This window comes from Limnohabitans sp. 2KL-51, from assembly GCF_003063645.1.
GTDB lineage: Bacteria > Pseudomonadota > Gammaproteobacteria > Burkholderiales > Burkholderiaceae_C > Limnohabitans_A.
Genome location: NZ_NESJ01000024.1, coordinates 1 through 20,448 on the forward strand (window position 1 = coordinate 1; position 20,448 = coordinate 20,448).

The window sequence follows — 20,448 nt, forward strand, 5'->3', positions numbered from 1 at the left end:
CGATTTACGATCCACGCTTCCTTCCCACGTTCGGTCACCCTCACGCAGTTGCGTTTCACTTTGCTCACTGTGACCAGCTCGCAGCGGGACTTGCACCCGCAGGTGTGCGCCCATGCTGGGCGCACAATGAAAAAAACCCGCCGAGGTTTTAGCCAGGGACGGGTTGGTTTGCGGTCAAAGGTCAGCTTCAAGGGCTGACCCGGTTGGTCATAAGTTTCGGGCTGCGTGATGCAGTCTCAAAATTTCAACATTGTCGCCACGCACGCGGTAAATGGCGATGTAGTTCTTGTGCAGGACCAGCTCACGCGTGCCAGGGACGCGGCCAGCTCGACCCATGCCAGGATGGGCCTGAAGTTTGGCCACAGCGGCCTGCAACTCCAGTACAAAGCTGGTGGCGCGGGCCGGGTTGTCTTTGGCGATGAAGCCAGCGATGTCATCAACAGACGCGAGCGCCCCCCTGGTCCACTTGATCAACATCGATCAAGCGCCGTATTTGGCAAACACCGCTTTGACCTGCTTGTCGGTTGCGAATTCGCCTGCATCGGCCTCCTTAACGCCTTCGTGAATGTCACGAATCTGCCAGGATTCACTTTGCACATAATGGGTCAGCGCATCGATGGCCAGAAAGCTCTTGGTCCGGGCGGTCGCCTTGGCCAGCTCTTCAATCTGGTTGTAAAGCGCCTCGGGCAGGCGTACGTTGATGGTTCTGGCGGACATGGCGTAACACCTTTGTGCATGTGTAATACAACGCATTATCCACTTCACAAACCCAAAGATCAATCCGGGCGACGGCGTCCCTGGGCAAGAGCTCTTGAGCCGAGGAAATTAAGACCATGTGATTGAGCCGGGGAGCTTTCCAGTCAAATAGGGGAACAACTGCAAAAAACAGGCATTTACCCAGTCTTGTTCCCTGATATGTTCCCGGTTACTTTTCTGTGTTCAATGGTCCTTGCAGCCTTTAATGGTGCATAAGTCATTGATTTACCTATAAAAAAAGCCGCTAAGTAGTGATACCTAGCGGCCTTTAAACAGAGTAATGGTGGGCTGCGGGGATTTGAAATTCCCTCGTCAAATAAAATTTGGCCCCTGTTTTAGCCCTTAATTCTCAATATCCCCAGTTTTCGTAGATGACGGCTGAATTATTGCAAGGCGGCGCTAATGGCTCCGTAATGCTGAGTAGCCTTGGGAATAATTGGGTCAAAGTTAACGACAACTAAGCAGCGAAGGCGTGAGTTGACTGCCGCACCCATTTGCAGTCATCGTCATGCAGCACAAGACCAAGCGTCCAGTTCAGTTCGAGATCACCGCAGTCACAAGGGAGGCGTTACAGGCCTGGATCAAACAAGCTGCCATGAAGTCAGATGACTTTCTTTTCCCCAGTCGGCTTCACGATTCGCCGCACCTGGGTACGCGGCAGTACGCCCGAATTCTTGGGCACTGGGTAGACGAGCTTGGTCTGGATCGTTCCGAGTATGGGACCCATTCGATGCAAGGGACCAAGGCGACGCTGATCTATCGCCGTACAAAAAACCTTCGAGCCGTGCAGTTGTTGCTCGGACACGCCAAGCTGGAATCTACGGTGAGATACCTTGGCATAGAGGTAGATGATGCCTTGGAGATTTCTGAGCAAACAGAGATCTGAGCTGTCAAAGGGGTGTCCCTCAGAGGGATGGCGGTGGCCATGATGTGTTGCTGTGTGCATTTTTGGAAAAGTCAGTAAAATGCATGAAACTTCAATGAATAAACATTCATGACCGTCGCTGCCTCACTTCATACCCCGTCTTTGAAGGGCGCCACTGCGCACCTGGCGGCAGGCCTGCGCGCGGGCCACGTCTACCGGCGCGAGGATTTGACTTTTCTGAGCAATGCCATTGATCGGCATCTGCGCGAACTGGTGGCCATGGGCAAGCTTCAAAAACTGGCCCAAGGGCTTTACCACGCACCCAAACAATCCAGCTTTGGTCCACTCCCGCCTACCGACGATAAGGTGGTGAAAGGTTTTCTGCGCGACAAGGAGTTCCTGGTGTTCTCGCCCTCGTCTTACAACGCGGTTGGCCTGGGCACTACCCAGCTCTACAACCGCACGCTGGTTTACAACCATAAGCGCCATGGCGTCTTCCAACTGGGCAATCGGCAGTTCGACTTCCGGGTCAAGCCTCGCTTTCCTAAAAAGCTGAGCCGGGAGTTCCTCTACGTGGATTTGCTCAACAACCTGGACGAACTGGCCGAAGACCGCGATATGGTGCTCAGCCAGGCACGCAACAAGTTGTCCTCCTTTGATCTCAAGCGCTTGCAAGAGGCTGTCGAAAGCTACGGCAACATGGCTACACGCAAACGCTTTCGGGAGTGGATGGTTGCTTGAATTTCTTCACGACCGGCGCGACTTCGACCAATTGCTTGCTGTTGTCGCCAACGACCGAGGGCTTGATCCCATGCTGGTCGAAAAAGACTACTGGATCATGCATGGCCTGTGGGGCCTTCAGGCTCAGGGTTTTGTGTTCGAGCTCAAAGGCGGCACATCCTTGTCCAAAGGCTTTGGGATGATTCATCGATTTTCGGAAGACATTGACATCCGCATCGAGCCACCAGATGACTTGGACGTAAAAACCGGCCGCAACCAGGACAAGCCGGCACACATCGCATCGCGGCTGGCCTTTTACGACGAGCTGGCTAAACGCATTCGCATTCCTGGCGTTGTCAGCGTTGAGCGGGACACCTTCTTTGACGATAACAAGATGCGCAGCGCAGGCATTCGTCTGAACTATTCCCCGCGCACGACCAGTTTGTCTGGCGTGAAAGATGGCATCTTGCTGGAGCTGGGGTTTGATGACACGGCGCCCAATCGCGCTGTGACCATTTCTTCGTGGGCTTTGGAGTTTGCCCGGGATCGAGGTGTTCAGGTCTTGGACAACCGCGCTGTGGATGTCCCTTGTTATGCGCCCACACACACCTTCGTTGAAAAACTCCAGACCATCTCGACCAAGTACCGGAGGCTGGCCGAGGCCAAGGCCTTCCCCGCCAATTTTCTTCGGCACTATTACGATGTGTACTGCCTTCTTGAGCTTCAGGAGGTGCAAGCGTTCATGCAGACTGCCGCATACCAGGAACGCAAGGTTCAGCGCTTCCGGTCCGGTGATGAGTTGGTCATTGCCAAAAATCCTGCATTCACCCTGAGTGATCCTGTGCAGCGAGACCTCTTCGCACGGGAATACCGGAAGTCATCTGCACTTTATTACAGGGGTCAACCGGAGTTTGACCAACTGCTTGCCAGGATCAAGGAGCATCTGGATTCGATGTGACTCTCGAAATTTGGGTGGATACGTGGCCACAAGCAGTCATTTTCAGGGGTCATTTCAAGCGGCCCTTTGAGCTGTGACTGCTGTGGGCTGTAGACCGGTCAATAGGTGCACTGTATAGCGAATGGCCTGTTGAATCCGCCGCCTTTAGGCGACTTACAAGGGCGAAGGTCTGGAATGCAGCGTTACGAGACATCGGGTTACAGCCATGGCTGCCTGCGCCATAAGTAGTCTGTCAGTAAACTTGCTGAACTTAATTCTTTGCATTAACTGGAGTCAGTTGGTCTGGACAGCCAAATAATCTGTTGTTCCTATTTGCGGACATTCGGGGGAAATTGGTGCCGATGGTCTCTACTTTTTGTAATAGGCAATCCGACTTGCACGAAACATATACCGAACATATTCAAGGAACTGCCACGACCAATGATTAAAACTTGACTAGTGTCCTTTTATTGAGCATGTTCGTTAGTCGACTTGTAAATTATTTTCGTGACGAGTAAGTCACTCCCATGCCATCTTGAACATCTTGCTGGATGCCGTAGGTGGCAAAGGGATAACGTAAACCATTACCTGCTAGCGCCTGCATTCCTGCAATTGCCTTATCTATGAACTCCGGCGGTGTTGCCATCAACATTTCGTCATCGAGCACACCACCGTAACGTCTCTCAGCAAAGCAAGGGATCGACAGACTCGGTTGACGCGATTTCAGTGCCCTACCCCAAGAGTCTGCACACGCAGACTCACCAACCACAGACCAATCAAAGCGTTTATATCCGCTCCACTGCAATCCATTGATAAAGTACATCATCGCTCCTGGTGTGGCGTAGAAAAGTACGATGTCTGGCAGAAACAATCGACCGCTAGACAGGGGTGAGATCACTAGGCCTTCGTAGATTCCATCTTCTACACAATGCATTGCCGACTGGTGGGCCGATGCGTCTGCTTCAGTCATGTACCAAACCCCGACCATAGATTTACCGGAGCGCCAATTTGCGTCCTTTGCATTTCCAAGACCGACCACGGCTCGACACTGTGCGCCGTAAAGATTTTCTGCAGTCACTCCAATTGTCCAACCAAGACGGGCTGCTTGTCCGACCACCTGATCGAGGGTATGCACAGCTTTTGGACGCCTAAGCTTCGGGATGGTTAGCATGTCCTCGGAACGCGTATACAGTTTCATTCCTATAGGATGGCTTCTTAGCTTAAGAAGGCGCTCAAGGTCGGCACTTAATCGCTGCAAATCAGTGATCACAAGAACTCCTTTGAAGAAGTTAACAGACGGGGTTTATAAAATATCAGGCAGCTAAAGGTGTGTGGAAGATTCTTACTTTGTAAAGCAGGTGGTCTTGACCCCGTAACTCAGCAGGCATTAAAAATGCCTTTGCACAGGTCTTTGCACGGTTCATTTTTGTAATCAGACGCCCTTGTGCAAACGAATTAATCGCTTGCCGAGATTTTCGCCACGGTACAGGCCAGCAATGGCATCTGGGGCATTTTCGATTCCGTCGAGTATGTCTTCACGGTACTGGAGACCTCCCTCGCGCAGCCAGCGTGCGATGTCCGCTCGTGCCTTCGGTTCATGATCGTCATGATCAAAAATCACGAAGCCCTGCATCCTCGCCCGTTTGACGAGCAGATGGCGCTCAACGCGTGGTCCTTGTGGCGGTGGTGTCCAGCTGGGTATGGATGCGGTCCCGCAGATCACTACCCGCGCGTTCAGCGCAAGTTGCATCAGAACTGTGTCGGAAATAGCGCCCGATGTATTATCGAAATAAATGTCAACGCTATTTTCGCATGCGGTCCGCAGTTGGGACTCGAAGTCGGGTGACTTGTAATCCAAAGCAATGTCGTATCCAAAGGCATTCAGGCATAACTGACGCTTTGTCTCACCACCCGTGATTCCGATGGTTCGGCAGCCATAAAGCTTAGCGATCTGTCCTACCAGCGAGCCGACCGCGCCTGCAGCAGTAGATACAACAACGGTTTGCCCCGCAAGCGGTTGCCCAATCTCGAGTAGTCCGTAGTGCGCTGTCACTCCGTTGATGCCCATTACACCCAAGGAAGTGGAAAGTGGAAGGTCTTCCTCGCCCACCTTGCGGGATATTGCCGAGACTGGGACCGAGGCATATTCTTGCCATCCGAACATGCCAGTAACGGGAGTCCCCACGTCCCAATCAGGATGCAAAGAAGCGACTATGCGCCCCGCTGCGAAGGAACGCATAACTTCGCCAATTCCCACTGGCTTACTGTAGTTACCTACACTATTGACCCAGCCGCGCATGGCGGGTTCGACTGAAAGCCACTCATTACGCACTAACACCTCGCCGATTTTCAACGGGGGTATCTCTGTCTCAACGATGCGGAAGTGCTCATTTTGTGGAATACCGTCTGGTCTCTGTGCAAGTAGGACTTGGCGATTTGTCGTGGTCAGCATCAATTAATTCCTATTCAGTAGTGTCCCAACGTTTTTCAGAGGAGAGAGAGCTGTTGAGGCTCAAATTCCAAATGTTTGTCAGGCTCGGTTGGTGTAAGTAGTTGATTTATTGGGGTTGTTTCAAACATGGTCAAGCTCAAGATTTGTAGGATTTCATGAAGACTGTTGGGCAGATGCAAGCGTTTCTTGGCAATCGCGATCAGCACGTATGTGCAGACCGCGATCCAGATTTGCGTCTTGACCGCGTTCTCGTTGGTGCCATAAAACGTCTTGATCCGCAGGTGCTGCTTGATCCATTTGAAAAACAATTCGACCTGCCAGCGCTGGCGGTACAGGTCTGCAATCAATTCGGGTTTGAGGGCGAAGTTGTTGGTCAAAAACGTGATGCGTTTGCCAGTGTCGTCCTTGACCACCACACGGCGCAGCGTGGCGGGATAGTGTTGGCTGGAATAAAAGATGGTCAGCACACCTGTCTGATCGCACACGATGTTCGAGTTGGCCCGGTCTACGGGGTTGGAGTAGCGCCGCTTGAATTTGGTATTGGACTTGGCTCGGGTGACGAAGAAGGCGTTGGCCTGATGGATTGCAAACAGTCGCTGGAAATCCAAGTAGCCACGATCGAGCAGGTAATAGGCGCCAGGCTCGATGTCCAGCAAGTCCAAGGTGTTGACCTCGTGGGTCTTGCCGTCGCTGATGTGAATGAAAGTGGGTATGGAGCCGCGCAGATCCAACAGGGTGTGCAGTTTGATAGCCGCCTTGTTCGCGCGAAACGGGGCCCACGGATAAACCGACAGGCACAGGTCTATCGTCGTGGCATCGAAGGCGTAGACGGTGGCATCCAAGTCGATCGCCATCGGCTCTTTGGCATACAGCGGGCGCGCCATGGCGATCAGGTGTTGCGCGAAGTCGGCGTAGATTTGCCAAGGCCGGGTTGCATTGGCGTTGGACAAGGTGTTTCGAGAAACTGTCTTGCAGCGCAGACCCATGTGATACAGCCGCTTGGCTTGAGCACGCAAATTGACCTCGATGTCGCGCAAAGACTCGCGGTAGGTCAACTGCGCAAAGGCCATGGTCAAGAACTGATCCATGCAGGTGAACTCTTGAACCTTGTGATCGCCGCGGTGCGCAGACACGCATCGACGGAAAGTGCTCAGGGGCAGAAACGCCATGAGTTGAGAGAAAACAAGCTTGCCTTTGTTCATTGCGGTCCTTTGCGTGCGAACGCAAAAGACCATAAGTCATGGAATCGAAGTTCAAATCGAGACCAGACTGAAATGCCAAAAAACCAAGGTAAATCATTAACTTACGAAGCCCTGATGTGAAAACGTTGGGACACTACTGATTCCTATTCAATTGTGGCCTAGCGTGTGTCGCGCCTGCGCCAGATGAGGCATATCTACCATGCAGCCATCAATGCTAAGGGTGCCGACATCAGGATTAGCCGCGAAAGCCTCGACGATGCGGCGTGCGTGTGCTAGTTCAGCTTCCGACGGCGAGTACGCCTCATTTATCATGTCTACCTGATCCGGGTGTATTGCTATTCGTCCGCGAAAACCCCGCCGGCGGGATATACGGCATGCTGTTCGAAGCCCTGCATCGTCTCGGAAGTTTGCATGTAACGTATCAATTGCCTGCGTCTTAGCGGCCGCAGCGGCGGCCAGACAAAGCGCGCCGGCCCAGATATAAAGCGGAGACCAGTCCCCACCTTCCTCATCCCGATTAGAGAATGCGCCGATCGCGGCTGACAGGTCTTCCGCACCCCAAGTGACGCCTGATAGCCTTGGAGACGGAACAAAGCCATTCATTCGCAGGACGGCCTGTGGCGTTTCAGTTGCCACAGGAAGAATTTTGACGGTACCATGCTCGATACCCACCCTGGCTTCCAGTGCGTCAAGGCAATAGCCCAGCCGAATGATGTCTTCAAACCCCTGCGTTTTGGGTAATAGGATTCCAGCGAGTCCTGGGACGCATGCCGTTGCGAGGTCAACCATAGCACTTGAAGAGTCCAGCGGATTAATACGAACATATAGAGCAGCGTTATGGTTTTTCGCCTGACTTCGTATGTAGTCTGAGACCATGCCACGAGCAATCGGCTTGCGAGAAGCAGCTACGGAATCCTCCAAATCTAAAATTAGGACATCGGCATTGCTGTCAATAGCCTTCTGAAGTTTGCGCTCGCTATCCCCAGGTACAAAAAGTAGTGATCGCAATTTCATACAGGCTTCCTAAGCATCAGCGCTTGCCGCGTACAAGTGCAGACTTCTTTGTTGTCCTGGTTAAAGCCCTGGTGCAAAAAAGTGACGATGCCTGCATTCTGACGTGACTTGCTATCTCGTATGTCAATGACTGTGGTCTTAACATGCACTGTGTCGCCAGCGAATACCGGGTTAGGAAAGCGCGTATCGGTCATGCCGAGGTTCGCGATAGTTGTGCCCAATGTCGTATCTTGGACGGTTAGCCCAATGACTAAACCCAAGGTGAAGATACTGTTTACCAGAGGATGTTTGAATTCTGTTGACTTGCAATATTCAGCATCGATGTGGATAGCTGCAGGGTTATACGTAGCACCACAAAACCAGATATTGTCAGCTTCTGTCACCGTGCGTCGAATCTCGTGCTCAAAAACACGACCCTTTTCAAATTCCTCTAACCAAAGTCCTGCCATGTGTAATCCTTTATTTAAAGTTGACGTTGTTAGCGCCCTTGAGCGACAGTAAGTCACGCGCATCTTCGGAACTAGCGACTTCTAGGCCCAGCCCTTCAATGATCGTGCGGACCTGCCGCACCTGCTCCGCATTCGATACAGAAAGTCTGCCGCGACCGCCCCACAGAGAATCTTCTAGGCCTACACGCACATGGCCACCGCCGGCAGCGCTCAGCGCAGCTATGAACATTTGGCTGCGTCCAGCACCTAGCGCAGACCAGCGATAGTTGTCTCCAAAGAGCCGATCGGCTGTGCGCTTCATATGAGAAAAGTCGTCTGGATGTGCGCCTATTCCTCCTAAAAGACCGAAGACACCCTGTATGAGGAGTGGTGCCTGCACTAACCCTTCCTGCCAGAAGTGGTGCAGGTTGTAGAGGTGACTTGTGTCATAGCACTCAAAACTCGTAACGTGCCCCGGTCTCGTTAAGTTTGCGCAGCGCATATTCGATGTCATTAAAAGAGTTGCGAAAAACGAGATCTCGCGAATTTTCAAGCATTTGGGGTTCCCAGTCATGCTTGAACTCCTTGAACCGCCGTAGCATTGGAAATAACCCAAAGTTCATTGAACCCATGTTCAGGCTTCCACACTAAAGCCGGGCGGATGCGCTCTTCAACTGACATGAAGGGTGAGCCGCCTGTGGTTATATTCAAAACCACACTACTGCGATCCTTAATGGAACGCAAGAAAGGCTCAAACGCATCGGGGCTCTGATCCGGACGGCCGTCAATTGGATTGCGTGCATGCAAATGGACTATGGCAGCACCAGCATCGGCTGCGCCGACCGCTGCATCGGCTATCTCTTGCGCCGTCACGGGTAGGTGTGGTGACATCGACGGTGTATGAATGGAGCCTGTGACGGCACAGGTGATGATGACTTTATTGGATTTAGTCATGATACGTATTAGGTGGGTTTTTGAAGGTAGTAGTCAGGACGACCCGCCGTCCAAAGCTCGCCCCAAAGGCGACCGCCTCCATCGACAGTCATGACCTCGCCAGTCATGAAAGTCGAAGCCGAACTTGCAAGGTAAATCGCCGCCTCGGCTATTTCACGCAAGGACCCTGGCCGTTTAAGTGGATTAGCTAAAGGAAATTCTTTCTGCGCCTCAGGGGGGTAAACCTCTAGGCCTGAGCTGGCAATTACACCTGGGGCAAGACAGTTAACTCGAACGCGCAGTGGTGCCCATTCGACAGCAACAGTGCGCGACGCGGCTATCACACCAGCACGAGCTGCCGCGGTGTGTGCAATACCTGGCATCCCACGGTCCACCACGGCGACGATGTTAACTATATTCCCTTCAGTCTCCAGTGATCGCCAGTGTTTTGCGGCCGCCTGCATCATCATCCATGTACCGTTGAGATTGGTATCGACCACAGCCTTCCAGCCCTTTATACTGAAATCAATGGCTTGTTGAGAAAATTGGCCGCCAGCATTATTTACAACCGCCGCCAAAGGCCCGTGCTCTTTTCCGATGACCGAAAACAACTCTTCAACTTGTTCTTGCTCGCGGATATTTGTGGTTATCGGCTGTATGTGCAAGCCGTGCTCACGGGCCTCTTCACTAACACGCTCAAGCTTCTCAGATGTACGGCCACAAATGATGACATTTGCACCCAAACGAGCAGCAAGCACACTAACCGCTCGGCCAATACCAGAGCCGCCACCTGTAACCAGTATGTTCTGACCTTCGAAAAGGTCTGACCGGAAGACGGTCGGCGTGGTCCAAACGTCTTCTGAGTTCATGAATTTTTTAACAGTTCGCCGCTAATAATGATCTTACGAATTTCGGTTGTACCAGCACCGATTTCGAGCAGTTTGATAGAGCGATAAAGACGGTTTATCTCAGACTCCCAGATATAGCCGGTACCGCCATGGATTTGAACGGCCTCGTTTAGCACTAGGTTCATGGTCTCAGCGGCCATCATCACTGAAGCAGCCGTGATCTTGTGGATATCACCGCGCCCCGCTTCACCATGGTCACCCACTGCAGATGCAGCACGAAGGGTTTGATAGGTAAAAAGCCGCATGGACTCTACCCATACGTACATTTTTGCAAGCTTGTCCTGAATCATCTGGAAGCTGGCGATCGGCTTTTTAAACTGCTCTCTGGTTCGCGCGTAATCCATACAAAGGTCAAATGCACGCTCGGCAATACCAAGGCAAATCGGTGAAATCATCGCGCGCTCTAAGTCAAGGCCGCTCATCAAAACTTTCACACCTGTATTCTCTTCGCCGATTCGATTGGCTACTGGGACACGGCAATCTTCAAAAACCAGCTCTGCTGTTTGACTGCCTCGAAAGCCCATTTTGATTAGCTTTTGAGCCACCTTAAAGCCTGGGAATCCACTTTCCACAATGAAGGCAGAGATGCCCTTCGCGCCTAGCTGCGGCTCTGTTTTTGCATAAACTAACAGTACGTCAGCTACCGGACCATTGGTGATGTAAAGTTTGCTGCCGTTGAGCATGTAGTGATCACCGTCCAGCGTAGCGGTAGTGCGCATAGAACCCAGTGCGTCTGAACCGGCACCTGGTTCAGTGAGCCCGAGCGCGCCTATTGTTTCGCCCCTACACATTTTAGGCACGTACTTATTGATCTGTTCAGAGGTTGCGTTGCGGAGGATGTTGTGCAAGCACAGGTTTTCGTGAGAAACCCAAGACAAGGCCAGCGCATGATTCCAGCGTGCAAAAGCTTGCAAAATTAAACCGCTCGTAAATAGGTCTGCGCCGGAGCCTCCAACTTCCGGCGGTGCGGTGATACCGAAATATCCGTTGCGCCCCATCAGTGGAAATATCTCGGTTGGCCACCACTCCTCTGCATCCATGCGTTTCGCAAGCGGGTATAGCTCCGCTTGCGCGAAGCGATCAGACTGCGTGAGGACCTCAATTTCGTCGTCGCTGAGTCCACTGAATATCTGCGTTGCACCAGTTGTGGCAGTAAATGTTGACATCATTTTTCCTGTGTTGCTGAATACAAATTAAATTTTTGAGTCACGCTCATTAAAATCCAACATTTCCAATTGATCACTAGGGAAAACACTAATTATAAAGCTGAGTCATACTCACTAAAGTCTTCGTTCATGTGCCGGTAATTGACGCTGGCGGAGTAGAAAATTGCAGAAAAGTTTCAGTACAGTTCTGATTGCTAATCGCGGTGAGATTGCCATGCGTATCGTGCGGAGCGTGCAGGCGCTTGGAATGCGGGCGGTAGTTGTATTCCACGCAGCTGATAGGGACTCGCCAGGAGTTAAGTACGCGGATCAGTCGATCGAGATCAGAGGTGTTACCCCCGTTGCCGCCTATCTTGACGCTAAACAAATACTTGCTGCCGCTCTTGAGTGCAGCGCAGGCGCTGTGCATCCTGGGTATGGCTTCCTATCCGAAAATGCCGACTTCGCACGTGCCTGCGATGAAGTTGGCATCGTTTTCATTGGCCCAACACCTGAGGCGATTGACCTAATGGGTGATAAGGTGCGTGCGCGCGCCTTCGTTCAGAAGCAAGGATTTCCTGTGGCACCCTCTGCCATAGAGGAGGAAGATCCAGCAACTTTTTTGCAGCGTGCGGTGCAGGTCGGATTTCCACTGGTGATCAAGCCTGCAGCTGGAGGTGGAGGCAAGGGTATGCGTGTGGTGCGCGCGGCAGAGCATCTCGAATCCGAGATCTTGCGCGCGCGCAGCGAAGGCCAGCGCTACTTTGGTGATGGTCGACTTTATGTTGAACGCTACATCGAGAATCCTCGCCATATCGAGGTTCAGATCCTCGGCGACATACATGGAAACTTGGTGCACTTGTACGAGCGTGAATGTTCGGTGCAGCGTCGTTTTCAAAAAATTGTTGAAGAGGCACCCTCTCCAGCACTTACAGATAAACGTCGACACGAGATTTGCGAAACCGCCGCAGAGATTGCGCGTAGCGCTGGTTACCGAAACGCTGGAACTGTTGAGTTTATCTACGGCACGAACGACGAGTTCTACTTCTTAGAAATGAATACTCGGCTGCAGGTGGAGCATCCTGTTACTGAACAATTGCTTGGAGTGGACCTCGTCGCCGAGCAACTGCGAATTTCCTTAGGTGAGCGCTTGCCTTTTAAGCAGTCAGATCTGAAGCCACGTGGTCATGCTATTGAGTTTCGCATATACGCGGAAGATGCCGCTGCGGGTTACCTGCCGACCACCGGTCCTGTACTTCTTCTAAGGGAGCCTACCGGAGAAGGCGTACGTGTAGACAGCGGAATTAACGCCGGCCAAAACATTACTGCTGCATTTGACCCAATGCTTGCCAAGCTGATCATCACAGGATCAGATCGGAAGGAAGCAATGGCACGCGCCAATGAAGCTCTTCGCGATTATGTGCTTCTGGGTTTCAAGACTAATCTGGCTTTCCTTCGCCGCCTGCTCAACCATCCTGTGTTTGTTTCGGCCGAAGTTCATACTGGATTTTTAGATGCACACCCTGAAGTGGCTGCCGAGCCCGCATTACGTCTAGAAACACTTGATACTCTTCTTGCCGCTGCTGCAATTTTGTCCCGGCCTGTCAAGGATTCGGCAGACGCAGTACCCGAATTGCATGCCGCAATCGGTCACTGGAGGAACTGATGGAACATGCTTTCCAAATTTCCGGTGAAACGTACGAGTTGTGGCTCTCTCGCTCACGAGTTGGCTATGAACTAATCCGAGGAGATAGCCGTATCCCAATCGCACTACTTGCACGGGGGGATAACCACATTAACTGCAAAGTCAATGATGTGCATACCAGCCTTTACTTTGCAATTAGAGGGGACGATGTGTATCTGCACCATGATGGAGAGACGTTCATGCTGAGCTACTTGCACAGCCTTGTTCGATTCGCCAGCCAAAAAAGCGATACCTCGGAAGCTTTGTCGCGTGCACCCATGCCAGGCGCCGTAATCTCAATTGCAGTGCAACCAGGCCAGGAGGTGCAACGTGGCGACCAAATGGTAGTCATCGAAAGCATGAAGATGGAAACCTCCATCTGCGCGACCATCGACGGCGTAGTGCAGGACGTTCACGTACTGCAAGGACAAACATTTGAACGAGATGCGTTGCTCGTCACGCTCAGTGCAGCGAAGGCGGAAAAATGAAAAGAATTGAATCACTACTCAACATCAATTCAGCTGATTTCCAGGCCAACCTGAGGCATAACAAGCAGCTTGCTACCGAACTTCACCGCATGCAAGATATCGTTCGGAATAGCCGACCGGAGCGCGACATGCAACGGTTACAGCGACAGAACAAAATGTTCGTCCGAGACCGTATTAAAAGATTGCTAGATCCCGGCACGCCTTTCCTGGAGTTATCAACACTTGCTGCAAATATGGACTATGACGGTGAAGTACCAGGTGCAGGTATTGTCACGGGAGTCGGCATCGTGTCCGGTCGTGAGGTGATGATTCATGCGTCTGACGCGAGTGTGAAGGGTGGGGCGTGGTATCCACTCTCTGTGAAGAAGATTGTGCGCGCTACGGATATTGCCGTCGAGAACCGTCTACCTATAGTTCACCTATGCGACAGTGCTGGTGGATTTCTTCCACTGCAGGCTGATCTGTTTGCCGACCGCCATCTTGCTGGGCGGATCTTCCGTAACCAAAGCATTCTTTCCAAGATCGGCGTCCCACAGGTCGCTATTGTGATGGGGCACTGCACAGCAGGTGGTGCTTATGTGCCTGCTCTGTCAGACTACAACGTGATCGTGCGCGGTAATGGGGCTATCTTCCTTGGTGGTCCGCCCTTAGTTAAGGCTGCGACGGGCGAAGAAGTCAGCGCCGATGATCTTGGTGGCTGCGATGTGCATACCCGTATGTCCGGAACCGCTGACTACCCGGCAAGCAATGAGTTCGAAGCAATTGCGATCGCACGCGACGTAGTGGCACAGTGGCATCGTCCAGCAAAGGCTGATGTTGAGTGGCAAGAGCCAGAGGCTCCCGCATATGACCCTCAAGAGCTTTACGGAATCATTCCTCGCGACATCAAAATTCAGTTTGATATGCGTGAAGTGATTGCCCGTATCGTTGATGGAAGTCGCTTCCACGAGTATCAACCCGCCTACGGTACGACATTGTTATGCGGCTATGCGCATATCTGGGGATATAAGGTCGGCATCCTAGCTAACAACGGCGTGCTTTTCAGCGACAGCGCACAGAAAGGTGCTCATTTCATCGAACTTTGCAACCAGAACCGTACACCTATTGTTTTTCTTCAAAATATTACAGGTTTCATGGTAGGTCGAGAGTATGAGCGTCAAGGCATCACTAAAGACGGTGCCAAGATGATTATGGCCGTAGCGGGCTCTGAGGTTCCCAAGTTCACAGTGATCTGCAATGGCTCCTTCGGTGCCGGAAATTACGGAATGTCCGGTAGAGCCTTCGATCCACGCTTTCTTTTTATGTGGCCGCAAAGCCAGATCTCCGTGATGGGGGCCGAGCAGGCCGCCAACGTGCTTGTAGACATCAAGTTGCGGCAACTCTCGCGAACAGGCGATTCTCTCAGCGATGAGTCCGTGGCAGCTATTCGCAATCCGGTACTTGAAGATTACCAGCGTCAATCCAGCGCTCTTTTCTCCACTTCACGAATATGGGACGACGGTATTTTGGATCCTTTAGATACACGCAATTCTTTAGGTATCGCCCTCTCCGCTGCCCTAAACACGCCGATCAAGCCTCCCAGCTACGGTGTCTTTCGGATGTAATTAAATGAGAGATCAACCGATTAGACTTGAGCGTGAGGGCTGCGTCGCCACCCTAACGCTCTGTTGCCCCGAATTACGCAATGCAGTTACGCGCGAATGGATAGACGCATTGCAGACGCATGCCGACACACTTCACATGGATGAGAGCCTTCGCTGTGTTGTAGTGAGGTCAGAAGGTCCGATGTTTTGCGTAGGCGCCGATGTAAAGGCCATGGCTTCCAATCTGGATAACCTTCCCGCATACATCCAATCGTTAATTCAACCTGCTCAGGCGGCGTTGCTCCGGCTAGCTTCATTGCCCGTTCCTATAGTGGGACTGCTTAGGGGTACTGCAGCAGGAGGAGGTGCTTCCTTTGCTTTAGCTTGCGACATTCTTATTGCAGAGCGTTCTGCACGGATGGTTTTCGCTTACCCGCAGTTAGGCACTACACCTGATCTTGGCCTGAGCCATGCTTTGATCTCTCGTTTGGGATCTATTCGGGCACTACAACTGCTCTTGCTGACCGACACCATAAATATGGACGATGCTGAAAGGCTTGGTCTCGTCCAGAAGGTAATTGACGAAGCAGACGTGGAGGATGAAGTAAAAGCCTTGGTACTGCGCCTAATTCGTTTGCCATCAACGGCATCTAAGTCCCTCTTCATGGCGGGTCGTATTCCAGAACTTTCAACTTGGCTCGACCGTGAATTGAATTCATTCCTAGTTTGTAGTGGTACTGAAGAATTCCGTTCACGCGTCAAAGCATTTGCGAAAGGTCACCGTGGCTAAAGCATTAGCAGCACGTGGCAACATCGTTGCTTTTCCAGGAGAAGGCACAGTGAAACTACGAGTTAATGAAACTGAAAAAAGCGAGAAGTCAGCTCGGCGCCAACAGCGCGAGATAGAAATTTTGAGCGCGGCTCGAGAAGTATTTCTCGAGAAAGGCTTTGAGCGCGCTGCAGTCAGCGAGATTGCTGCTCGAGTGGGGGTTGTTGAGGGGTTGGTTTTTCGCTATTTCCCTACCAAACGCGATCTATTGAACGAGGTACTACGCGAACTCTACGAACCTCTAATAACCGATGTGGGTCAGGGCTTTGCTCGCATTACCGGTCTACGTGGACGTCTCCGCTTTATCGTTTGGCGGCACCTACGCTTCTATACAGAGTGTTCTGGTTTTGCGCGCCTCATCTTGCACGAAGTGCGAACGTTTTCGGGGTATCAAACCTCGGTTCTGCACGGCCTCAACGTGTGCTACACCGACTTTCTACGTCAAACCATACAGCAAGCCATCGTGGATGGTGAAGTAGCAAAGACGGTCGATTACAGCCTAGTTCGTTCAGTGGTCTATGGTGGGATTGAGCACCTGATGTGGCCGGTACTTTTCGGCGAGCATAAGGTTGACGTTGAGAAACTTGCAGCAACTTATACCGACCAAGTGCTAAATGGTCTACCTGGTGTACAGGAACCTGATATGAGCATCGAGGACAGATTAGAACGGCTGGAAAAAATCTTAAACACCAAATCGCCGGCAAAGAAAGAGCGGAAAAAATGATCATCAACCACAACTCCGAAGTTGAAACCCGCCTAGGGAGCCAACAAAAATTCGATGTGCCGGTACTCGAGTGTCGCGGAGTTGAGCGCTATTTTGGGGGACTTCATGCACTCAAAGGAGTGGACCTGACAATCGCATCTGGGAGTATCGTAGGACTTGTAGGTCCGAACGGAAGCGGTAAAACGACCTTGGTCAATGTCGTTACGGGCTTCTATCCACCACAGGTGGGAAGTGTGCGGTTATTTGGTCAAGAGATCACTGGTTTGCAACCCTATAAAGTTGCACAACGCTCGGTCGCCCGAACATTCCAGAACTTAGCACTTTTCCGAGGAATGAGCGTACTAGACAACATTCTTCTAGGGCGGCACGTACACATGCGACCAAGCGCTCTAGCCTCACTCTTTTACTGGGTCTGGGCCGCGAAGGAAGAAATTGCACATCGAGAAGTTGTAGAGGACGTTATTGACTTTCTACAATTGCAGGACATTCGAGACGAACCCGTCGAATCAATTCCTCCTGGTTTGCAAAAGCGTGTTGAACTAGCACGCGCGCTCGCATCAGAACCGCGGTTCCTAATTCTCGATGAACCGATGGCCGGTATGAATCAGGAAGAAAAGGAATACATTGCGCGCTTTATCCTAGACACCCGTGATGAACGCGGTGTGACCATATTACTAATCGAGCACCATATGGACGTGGTTACCTCGATCTGCGACGAAGTGCTGGTTCTAAGCAACGGTGAAGCCATAGCAAGCGGTGAGCCACGCTCAGCAATTTCTTCGCCTCAAGTGGTAGAAGCCTATCTTGGAAAACGAGGGGCACAGCGCTCGGGAGTCGTAGCATGAACGCATCCGTTCTTTCACAGAACTTTGGTGCAGGCGCCTCGACCCATGCTGGGGCCAGAATGCCAGCAGGTCGCTGCAGTCCTGAACTTCTAAAGCTCGTCAACGAACTAGTCGAAAGGCTTTCCATTGAGTCTTCGGAAGAACCCAGTACCCTGCTGGCGTGTCTTGCACACAACGCGAAACACGAAGGGCGACGGGCAGCGTTCCGAGAGCGCGATCGTGGCATATGGCATGAATGGGCTTGGGACGAGATTCTTGCAGACGTACTCGCCTTAGCGGCATCTCTTGAGCAGCACGGCCTAAATGCAAATGAGGCAATGCTCATTATTGGAGATAACCGCCTTCGCCTTTATTTATCGATGCTGGCAGCGATGTCACTGCGCGCATGGCCCGCACCAGTCTACAGTGACGTTCCTCCAAACGAATTATTGCAATACAGCCAACTCGGAAATCCAAAAGTGGCGATTGCCGAGGATCAGGAGCAAGTAGACAAGCTGCTTGAACTGCGCAAACAGACAGGGGGCCGTCCCCAAATTATTGTCTATCACGACCCGCGTGGATTGCATGCCTATACCGAGCCTGGTCTCGAATCACTGGTCAATCTTCTGGAAGCAGGTCGTGCACGCTTGATCAATGAGGTCGGTTTGGCGCATCGCCTGCTTACGAGTGCGCAACCCGAAGACTTCGCTGTGCTCATGCATTCTTCTGGAACGACCGGCAAGCCTAAGGGAGTTCCCCTTACGCACTTGAACATCGTTAGAGGCGTGCGCAATGCACAAGCTGCAGGTAGCTTTACGCGTCACGAAACACACTACGCTTATTTGCCTATGGCTTGGGTCGGTGATTTTGTATTTACCCTGGGTGGTGGAGTGGTGCTTGCGTTTACTACGCACATTCCTGAACGCCAAGAAACCATACTCCACGATCTACGTGAAGTTGCACCGACGATGTACCTTGCAGCTCCCCGCGCGTGGGACGCGATGCTAACAAGGTTGCAAGTCGGTATCGCTGAAACGACACCACTCAAGCGCTGGCTATATGGATATTTTATGGCGGTCGCAGTAAAGATTGAACGCGACAAACTCAAAGGGCGAAGTTCCGGCATTGCCCAACGAGCAATGCGTGCAATGGGTGAGGTAATGATCTTTGCATCGATCAAAGATTATTTAGGCCTCTCTCACGCTAAGCGTGCTTATACGGGAGGAGAAGCACTCGGCGAGGATACCTTTGTTACCTTCCGCGCACTTGGGATTAATCTCAAACAGTTCTATGGTCAGAGTGAAACTGCCGCGATGAGTGCGATACAGCGAGACGGCAATGTGAAGCTACACACAGTCGGCCAACCTCTGCCTGGCGTCGAAGTGCGCATCGCAGAGAGTGGCGAGATCCTAGTGCGGTCGGACTCAGTGTTCCCGGGATATTACGAAAATCCTATTGCCACGGCAGAAGTCCTCAAAGATGGTTGGCTCGCTACGGGAGACGCCGGTTACCTGGAGCCGGACGGAGACCTTGTGGTTTTAGGCCGCGTTAGTGAAGTTGTCTACACCGCCAGCGGCGAGCGTTTTGTCCCCAACTACATTGAAAATCGTATCAAGTTCAGTCCTTACGTTCGCAATGCAGCGGTTGTGGGCGCAGGTCGCGAGCGGTTGTGCGCTCTGGTTTGCATAGACTTCGACTCGGTTGGACACTGGGCCGAGCAGCGAGGATTCGCTTACACCTCCTATGCGGAGTTGTCGCAATTACCCGCGGTGCTGGATCTATTACAAGACGCTATCAAGCATGTTAATACGGTTCTGAAACCCGAGCTTCGGGTGAATCGTTTCGTAAGTCTGCCAAAGGATTTCGATCCTGATGATGGTGAGATTACGCGTACTCGTAAGTTACGCCGGAATGTCATTGAAGAGCGCTACGGCTCCTTGATTGAAGCTCTTCATGCGCCGAATTGGGAAAAGCAATCTCTTTTCGATTTGGACGTACGAATCACGTATGAAGATGGTCGCACAGGCTTGCTGCAACGAAGCCTTAACTTGAGGAGCATGGACTGATGGACATCTTGCTAATTGCCGAACTCTCTATCAACGGAGCCCTAGTGGGTTTAATGTACTCCCTGGTCGCTTTGGGCATAGTTGTCGTCTATAAAGCCTCTCGATATGCCAACTTGGCGCAGGGTGCATTTTGCATGGCTGGAGGTTATGCATGCGTCACTATTGCCGCCATGCTTGGTATTCCAGCGTGGGCTGCTATTCCACTATCGGTCGTTCTAATGTTCTTCGTAGGTGTACTGACTGAGCGCTTTCTTCTTCGCCGCATGATTGGACAACCCGTCGTCATGGTCATTATGTTGACGTTGGGCCTAGAGATTCTATTGCGCGGACTTGTGCCAGGCTTACTAGGTTCCACAGTAAAGCGTTTAGATATCGGTATTTCGCAGGCACCTCTGATAGTGGCCGACATCCTTATTAATAGAGCATATCTGGCAGGAGGATGCATAGCTCTTGTGTTTGTCGCTAGTGCAATCCTTTTCTACAACACTTCATTGGGGGTGCGGATGCGTGCAGTGTCTGATGATGCAGTGGCTTCTTGGGCCGTTGGCATTAAGGTAGAGAAGCTAATCGCAATAGCTTGGGGTATCGCAGGAGCTTCCGCCGGGGCAGCTGGTGTTCTTTGGGGATCGGTTCAGGGTGTCGATTGGACACTATCTCAATTGCTACTTAAGGCCATTGCCATTGCCATTCTTGGCGGGCTAGACAGCGTGCCTGGCGTGCTCATCGCCGGACTCATTGTAGGGATCGTAGAGAGTGTGGCAGCTGGCGTGCTCGATCCGTTGGTGGGTGGTGGAACACGTGATGTTGTTGCCTCTGTGATCATTTTGTTCACCGTCATTGTCCGACCTCACGGACTTTTCGGGCGAGAGCATATCGAACGCGTTTAAGGA

Annotated in this window: 21 protein-coding genes and 2 pseudogenes; 13 read left to right on the top strand and 10 right to left on the bottom strand. The window is 52.0% G+C overall.

Annotated elements, in window-relative coordinates; translation table 11 throughout:
- Positions 1-198: hypothetical protein (locus B9Z49_RS22320; RefSeq protein ID WP_233254720.1), on the top strand; the 198-nt coding region annotated here is incomplete at its 5' end.
- A gap of 9 nt (positions 199-207) precedes the next feature.
- Here the strand turns inward: B9Z49_RS22320 and B9Z49_RS19150 are convergent.
- Positions 208-477: a type II toxin-antitoxin system RelE/ParE family toxin gene (locus B9Z49_RS19150; RefSeq protein WP_108355048.1), complete on the bottom strand. Its 270-nt coding sequence runs from the start codon at positions 475-477 to the stop codon at positions 208-210.
- Between the two features lie 3 nt (positions 478-480).
- Positions 481-717 (bottom strand): CopG family ribbon-helix-helix protein, encoded by a 237-nt coding sequence (locus tag B9Z49_RS19155; protein ID WP_108355049.1) that lies wholly within the window; start codon positions 715-717, stop codon positions 481-483.
- A gap of 541 nt (positions 718-1,258) precedes the next feature.
- Between B9Z49_RS19155 and B9Z49_RS19160 the strand changes: the two are divergent.
- The 3 genes and pseudogenes from B9Z49_RS19160 to B9Z49_RS19170 form a co-directional block, all read left to right on the top strand.
- A pseudogene (locus B9Z49_RS19160) lies at positions 1,259-1,642 on the top strand (tyrosine-type recombinase/integrase); the annotation flags it as partial.
- Positions 1,643-1,750: 108 nt separating this feature from the next.
- On the top strand, positions 1,751-2,362 hold the full coding sequence (locus B9Z49_RS19165; RefSeq protein WP_108355051.1) for a hypothetical protein: 612 nt from the start codon (positions 1,751-1,753) through the stop codon (positions 2,360-2,362).
- Complete coding sequence (locus tag B9Z49_RS19170) at positions 2,355-3,299, top strand: nucleotidyl transferase AbiEii/AbiGii toxin family protein (RefSeq protein ID WP_108355052.1); 945 nt, start codon at positions 2,355-2,357, stop codon at positions 3,297-3,299. The genes B9Z49_RS19165 and B9Z49_RS19170 overlap by 8 nt, the downstream gene beginning before the upstream one ends.
- Before the next feature lie 478 nt (positions 3,300-3,777).
- Here B9Z49_RS19170 and B9Z49_RS19175 read toward each other — a convergent pair whose 3' ends face one another.
- From B9Z49_RS19175 to B9Z49_RS19185, 3 genes are all read right to left on the bottom strand, one after another.
- Complete coding sequence (locus B9Z49_RS19175) at positions 3,778-4,548, bottom strand: DUF169 domain-containing protein (protein ID WP_108355053.1); 771 nt, start codon at positions 4,546-4,548, stop codon at positions 3,778-3,780.
- A 162-nt stretch (positions 4,549-4,710) separates the two neighbouring features.
- Positions 4,711-5,730, bottom strand: coding sequence for an NADP-dependent oxidoreductase (locus B9Z49_RS19180; RefSeq protein ID WP_199225114.1), 1,020 nt, complete (start codon positions 5,728-5,730; stop codon positions 4,711-4,713).
- Between the two features lie 35 nt (positions 5,731-5,765).
- Entirely contained in the window at positions 5,766-6,932 is a 1,167-nt protein-coding gene (locus tag B9Z49_RS19185) for an IS4 family transposase (protein WP_108355054.1), read from the bottom strand.
- Between B9Z49_RS19185 and B9Z49_RS22090 the strand changes: the two genes are divergently transcribed.
- Entirely contained in the window at positions 6,831-7,052 is a 222-nt protein-coding gene (locus B9Z49_RS22090) for a hypothetical protein (RefSeq protein ID WP_199225119.1), read from the top strand. The two genes, B9Z49_RS19185 and B9Z49_RS22090, sit on opposite strands and share 102 nt — an antisense overlap.
- 27 nt (positions 7,053-7,079) lie before the next feature.
- On the opposite strand, the gene B9Z49_RS19190 is transcribed toward B9Z49_RS22090, so the two are convergent.
- From B9Z49_RS19190 to B9Z49_RS19210, 5 genes and pseudogenes are all read right to left on the bottom strand, one after another.
- Positions 7,080-7,946 carry a CoA ester lyase gene (locus B9Z49_RS19190; RefSeq protein ID WP_108355055.1) on the bottom strand — a complete coding sequence of 289 codons (867 nt, stop codon included), beginning with the start codon at positions 7,944-7,946 and terminating at the stop codon, positions 7,080-7,082.
- The gene (locus B9Z49_RS19195; protein WP_108355056.1) at positions 7,943-8,395 is read right to left on the bottom strand and encodes a MaoC family dehydratase; all 453 of its coding nucleotides are present in this window, start codon (positions 8,393-8,395) and stop codon (positions 7,943-7,945) included. The genes B9Z49_RS19190 and B9Z49_RS19195 overlap by 4 nt, the downstream gene beginning before the upstream one ends.
- A 10-nt stretch (positions 8,396-8,405) precedes the next feature.
- Positions 8,406-9,328, bottom strand: a pseudogene (locus B9Z49_RS19200) (3-keto-5-aminohexanoate cleavage protein).
- Between the two features lie 8 nt (positions 9,329-9,336).
- The gene (locus B9Z49_RS19205; protein WP_108355057.1) at positions 9,337-10,176 is read right to left on the bottom strand and encodes an SDR family oxidoreductase; all 840 of its coding nucleotides are present in this window, start codon (positions 10,174-10,176) and stop codon (positions 9,337-9,339) included.
- Entirely contained in the window at positions 10,173-11,381 is a 1,209-nt protein-coding gene (locus B9Z49_RS19210) for an acyl-CoA dehydrogenase family protein (protein ID WP_108355101.1), read from the bottom strand. The genes B9Z49_RS19205 and B9Z49_RS19210 overlap by 4 nt, the downstream gene beginning before the upstream one ends.
- A 163-nt stretch (positions 11,382-11,544) precedes the next feature.
- Between B9Z49_RS19210 and B9Z49_RS19215 the strand changes: the two genes are divergently transcribed.
- The 8 genes from B9Z49_RS19215 to B9Z49_RS19250 are packed head-to-tail and all read left to right on the top strand — an operon-like array spanning position 11,545 to position 20,445.
- Positions 11,545-13,026 (top strand): acetyl/propionyl/methylcrotonyl-CoA carboxylase subunit alpha, encoded by a 1,482-nt coding sequence (locus B9Z49_RS19215; RefSeq protein ID WP_233254721.1) that lies wholly within the window; start codon positions 11,545-11,547, stop codon positions 13,024-13,026.
- Positions 13,026-13,532 (top strand): acetyl-CoA carboxylase biotin carboxyl carrier protein subunit, encoded by a 507-nt coding sequence (locus tag B9Z49_RS19220; protein WP_108355059.1) that lies wholly within the window; start codon positions 13,026-13,028, stop codon positions 13,530-13,532. The genes B9Z49_RS19215 and B9Z49_RS19220 overlap by 1 nt, the downstream gene beginning before the upstream one ends.
- On the top strand, positions 13,529-15,136 hold the full coding sequence (locus B9Z49_RS19225) for a carboxyl transferase domain-containing protein (RefSeq protein ID WP_108355060.1): 1,608 nt from the start codon (positions 13,529-13,531) through the stop codon (positions 15,134-15,136). The genes B9Z49_RS19220 and B9Z49_RS19225 overlap by 4 nt, the downstream gene beginning before the upstream one ends.
- Before the next feature lie 4 nt (positions 15,137-15,140).
- A complete protein-coding gene (locus tag B9Z49_RS19230; protein WP_108355061.1) occupies positions 15,141-15,905 on the top strand; it encodes an enoyl-CoA hydratase/isomerase family protein in 765 nt (254 codons plus the stop codon).
- Complete coding sequence (locus tag B9Z49_RS19235) at positions 15,898-16,668, top strand: TetR/AcrR family transcriptional regulator (protein ID WP_158273546.1); 771 nt, start codon at positions 15,898-15,900, stop codon at positions 16,666-16,668. The genes B9Z49_RS19230 and B9Z49_RS19235 overlap by 8 nt, the downstream gene beginning before the upstream one ends.
- Complete coding sequence (locus B9Z49_RS19240; RefSeq protein WP_108355063.1) at positions 16,665-17,513, top strand: ABC transporter ATP-binding protein; 849 nt, start codon at positions 16,665-16,667, stop codon at positions 17,511-17,513. Before B9Z49_RS19235 ends, B9Z49_RS19240 begins: the two co-directional genes overlap by 4 nt.
- The gene (locus B9Z49_RS19245; protein WP_199225115.1) at positions 17,510-19,558 is read left to right on the top strand and encodes a long-chain fatty acid--CoA ligase; all 2,049 of its coding nucleotides are present in this window, start codon (positions 17,510-17,512) and stop codon (positions 19,556-19,558) included. Before B9Z49_RS19240 ends, B9Z49_RS19245 begins: the two co-directional genes overlap by 4 nt.
- Positions 19,558-20,445, top strand: coding sequence for a branched-chain amino acid ABC transporter permease (locus B9Z49_RS19250; RefSeq protein ID WP_108355064.1), 888 nt, complete (start codon positions 19,558-19,560; stop codon positions 20,443-20,445). Before B9Z49_RS19245 ends, B9Z49_RS19250 begins: the two co-directional genes overlap by 1 nt.
- Positions 20,446-20,448: the final 3 nt, after the last annotated feature.

Coding starts and splice junctions, on each gene's coding strand:
- B9Z49_RS19240 (WP_108355063.1), top strand. CDS start 16,665: ATGATCATCAACCACAACTCCGAAGTTGAAACCCGCCTAGGGAGCCAA.
- B9Z49_RS19150 (WP_108355048.1), bottom strand. CDS start 477: ATGTTGATCAAGTGGACCAGGGGGGCGCTCGCGTCTGTTGATGACATC.
- B9Z49_RS19225 (WP_108355060.1), top strand. CDS start 13,529: ATGAAAAGAATTGAATCACTACTCAACATCAATTCAGCTGATTTCCAG.
- B9Z49_RS19205 (WP_108355057.1), bottom strand. CDS start 10,176: ATGAACTCAGAAGACGTTTGGACCACGCCGACCGTCTTCCGGTCAGAC.
- B9Z49_RS19180 (WP_199225114.1), bottom strand. CDS start 5,730: ATGCTGACCACGACAAATCGCCAAGTCCTACTTGCACAGAGACCAGAC.
- B9Z49_RS19245 (WP_199225115.1), top strand. CDS start 17,510: ATGAACGCATCCGTTCTTTCACAGAACTTTGGTGCAGGCGCCTCGACC.
- B9Z49_RS19210 (WP_108355101.1), bottom strand. CDS start 11,381: ATGTCAACATTTACTGCCACAACTGGTGCAACGCAGATATTCAGTGGA.
- B9Z49_RS19230 (WP_108355061.1), top strand. CDS start 15,141: ATGAGAGATCAACCGATTAGACTTGAGCGTGAGGGCTGCGTCGCCACC.
- B9Z49_RS19250 (WP_108355064.1), top strand. CDS start 19,558: ATGGACATCTTGCTAATTGCCGAACTCTCTATCAACGGAGCCCTAGTG.
- B9Z49_RS19195 (WP_108355056.1), bottom strand. CDS start 8,395: ATGGCAGGACTTTGGTTAGAGGAATTTGAAAAGGGTCGTGTTTTTGAG.
- B9Z49_RS19190 (WP_108355055.1), bottom strand. CDS start 7,946: ATGAAATTGCGATCACTACTTTTTGTACCTGGGGATAGCGAGCGCAAA.
- B9Z49_RS19155 (WP_108355049.1), bottom strand. CDS start 717: ATGTCCGCCAGAACCATCAACGTACGCCTGCCCGAGGCGCTTTACAAC.
- B9Z49_RS19165 (WP_108355051.1), top strand. CDS start 1,751: ATGACCGTCGCTGCCTCACTTCATACCCCGTCTTTGAAGGGCGCCACT.
- B9Z49_RS19220 (WP_108355059.1), top strand. CDS start 13,026: ATGGAACATGCTTTCCAAATTTCCGGTGAAACGTACGAGTTGTGGCTC.
- B9Z49_RS19185 (WP_108355054.1), bottom strand. CDS start 6,932: ATGAACAAAGGCAAGCTTGTTTTCTCTCAACTCATGGCGTTTCTGCCC.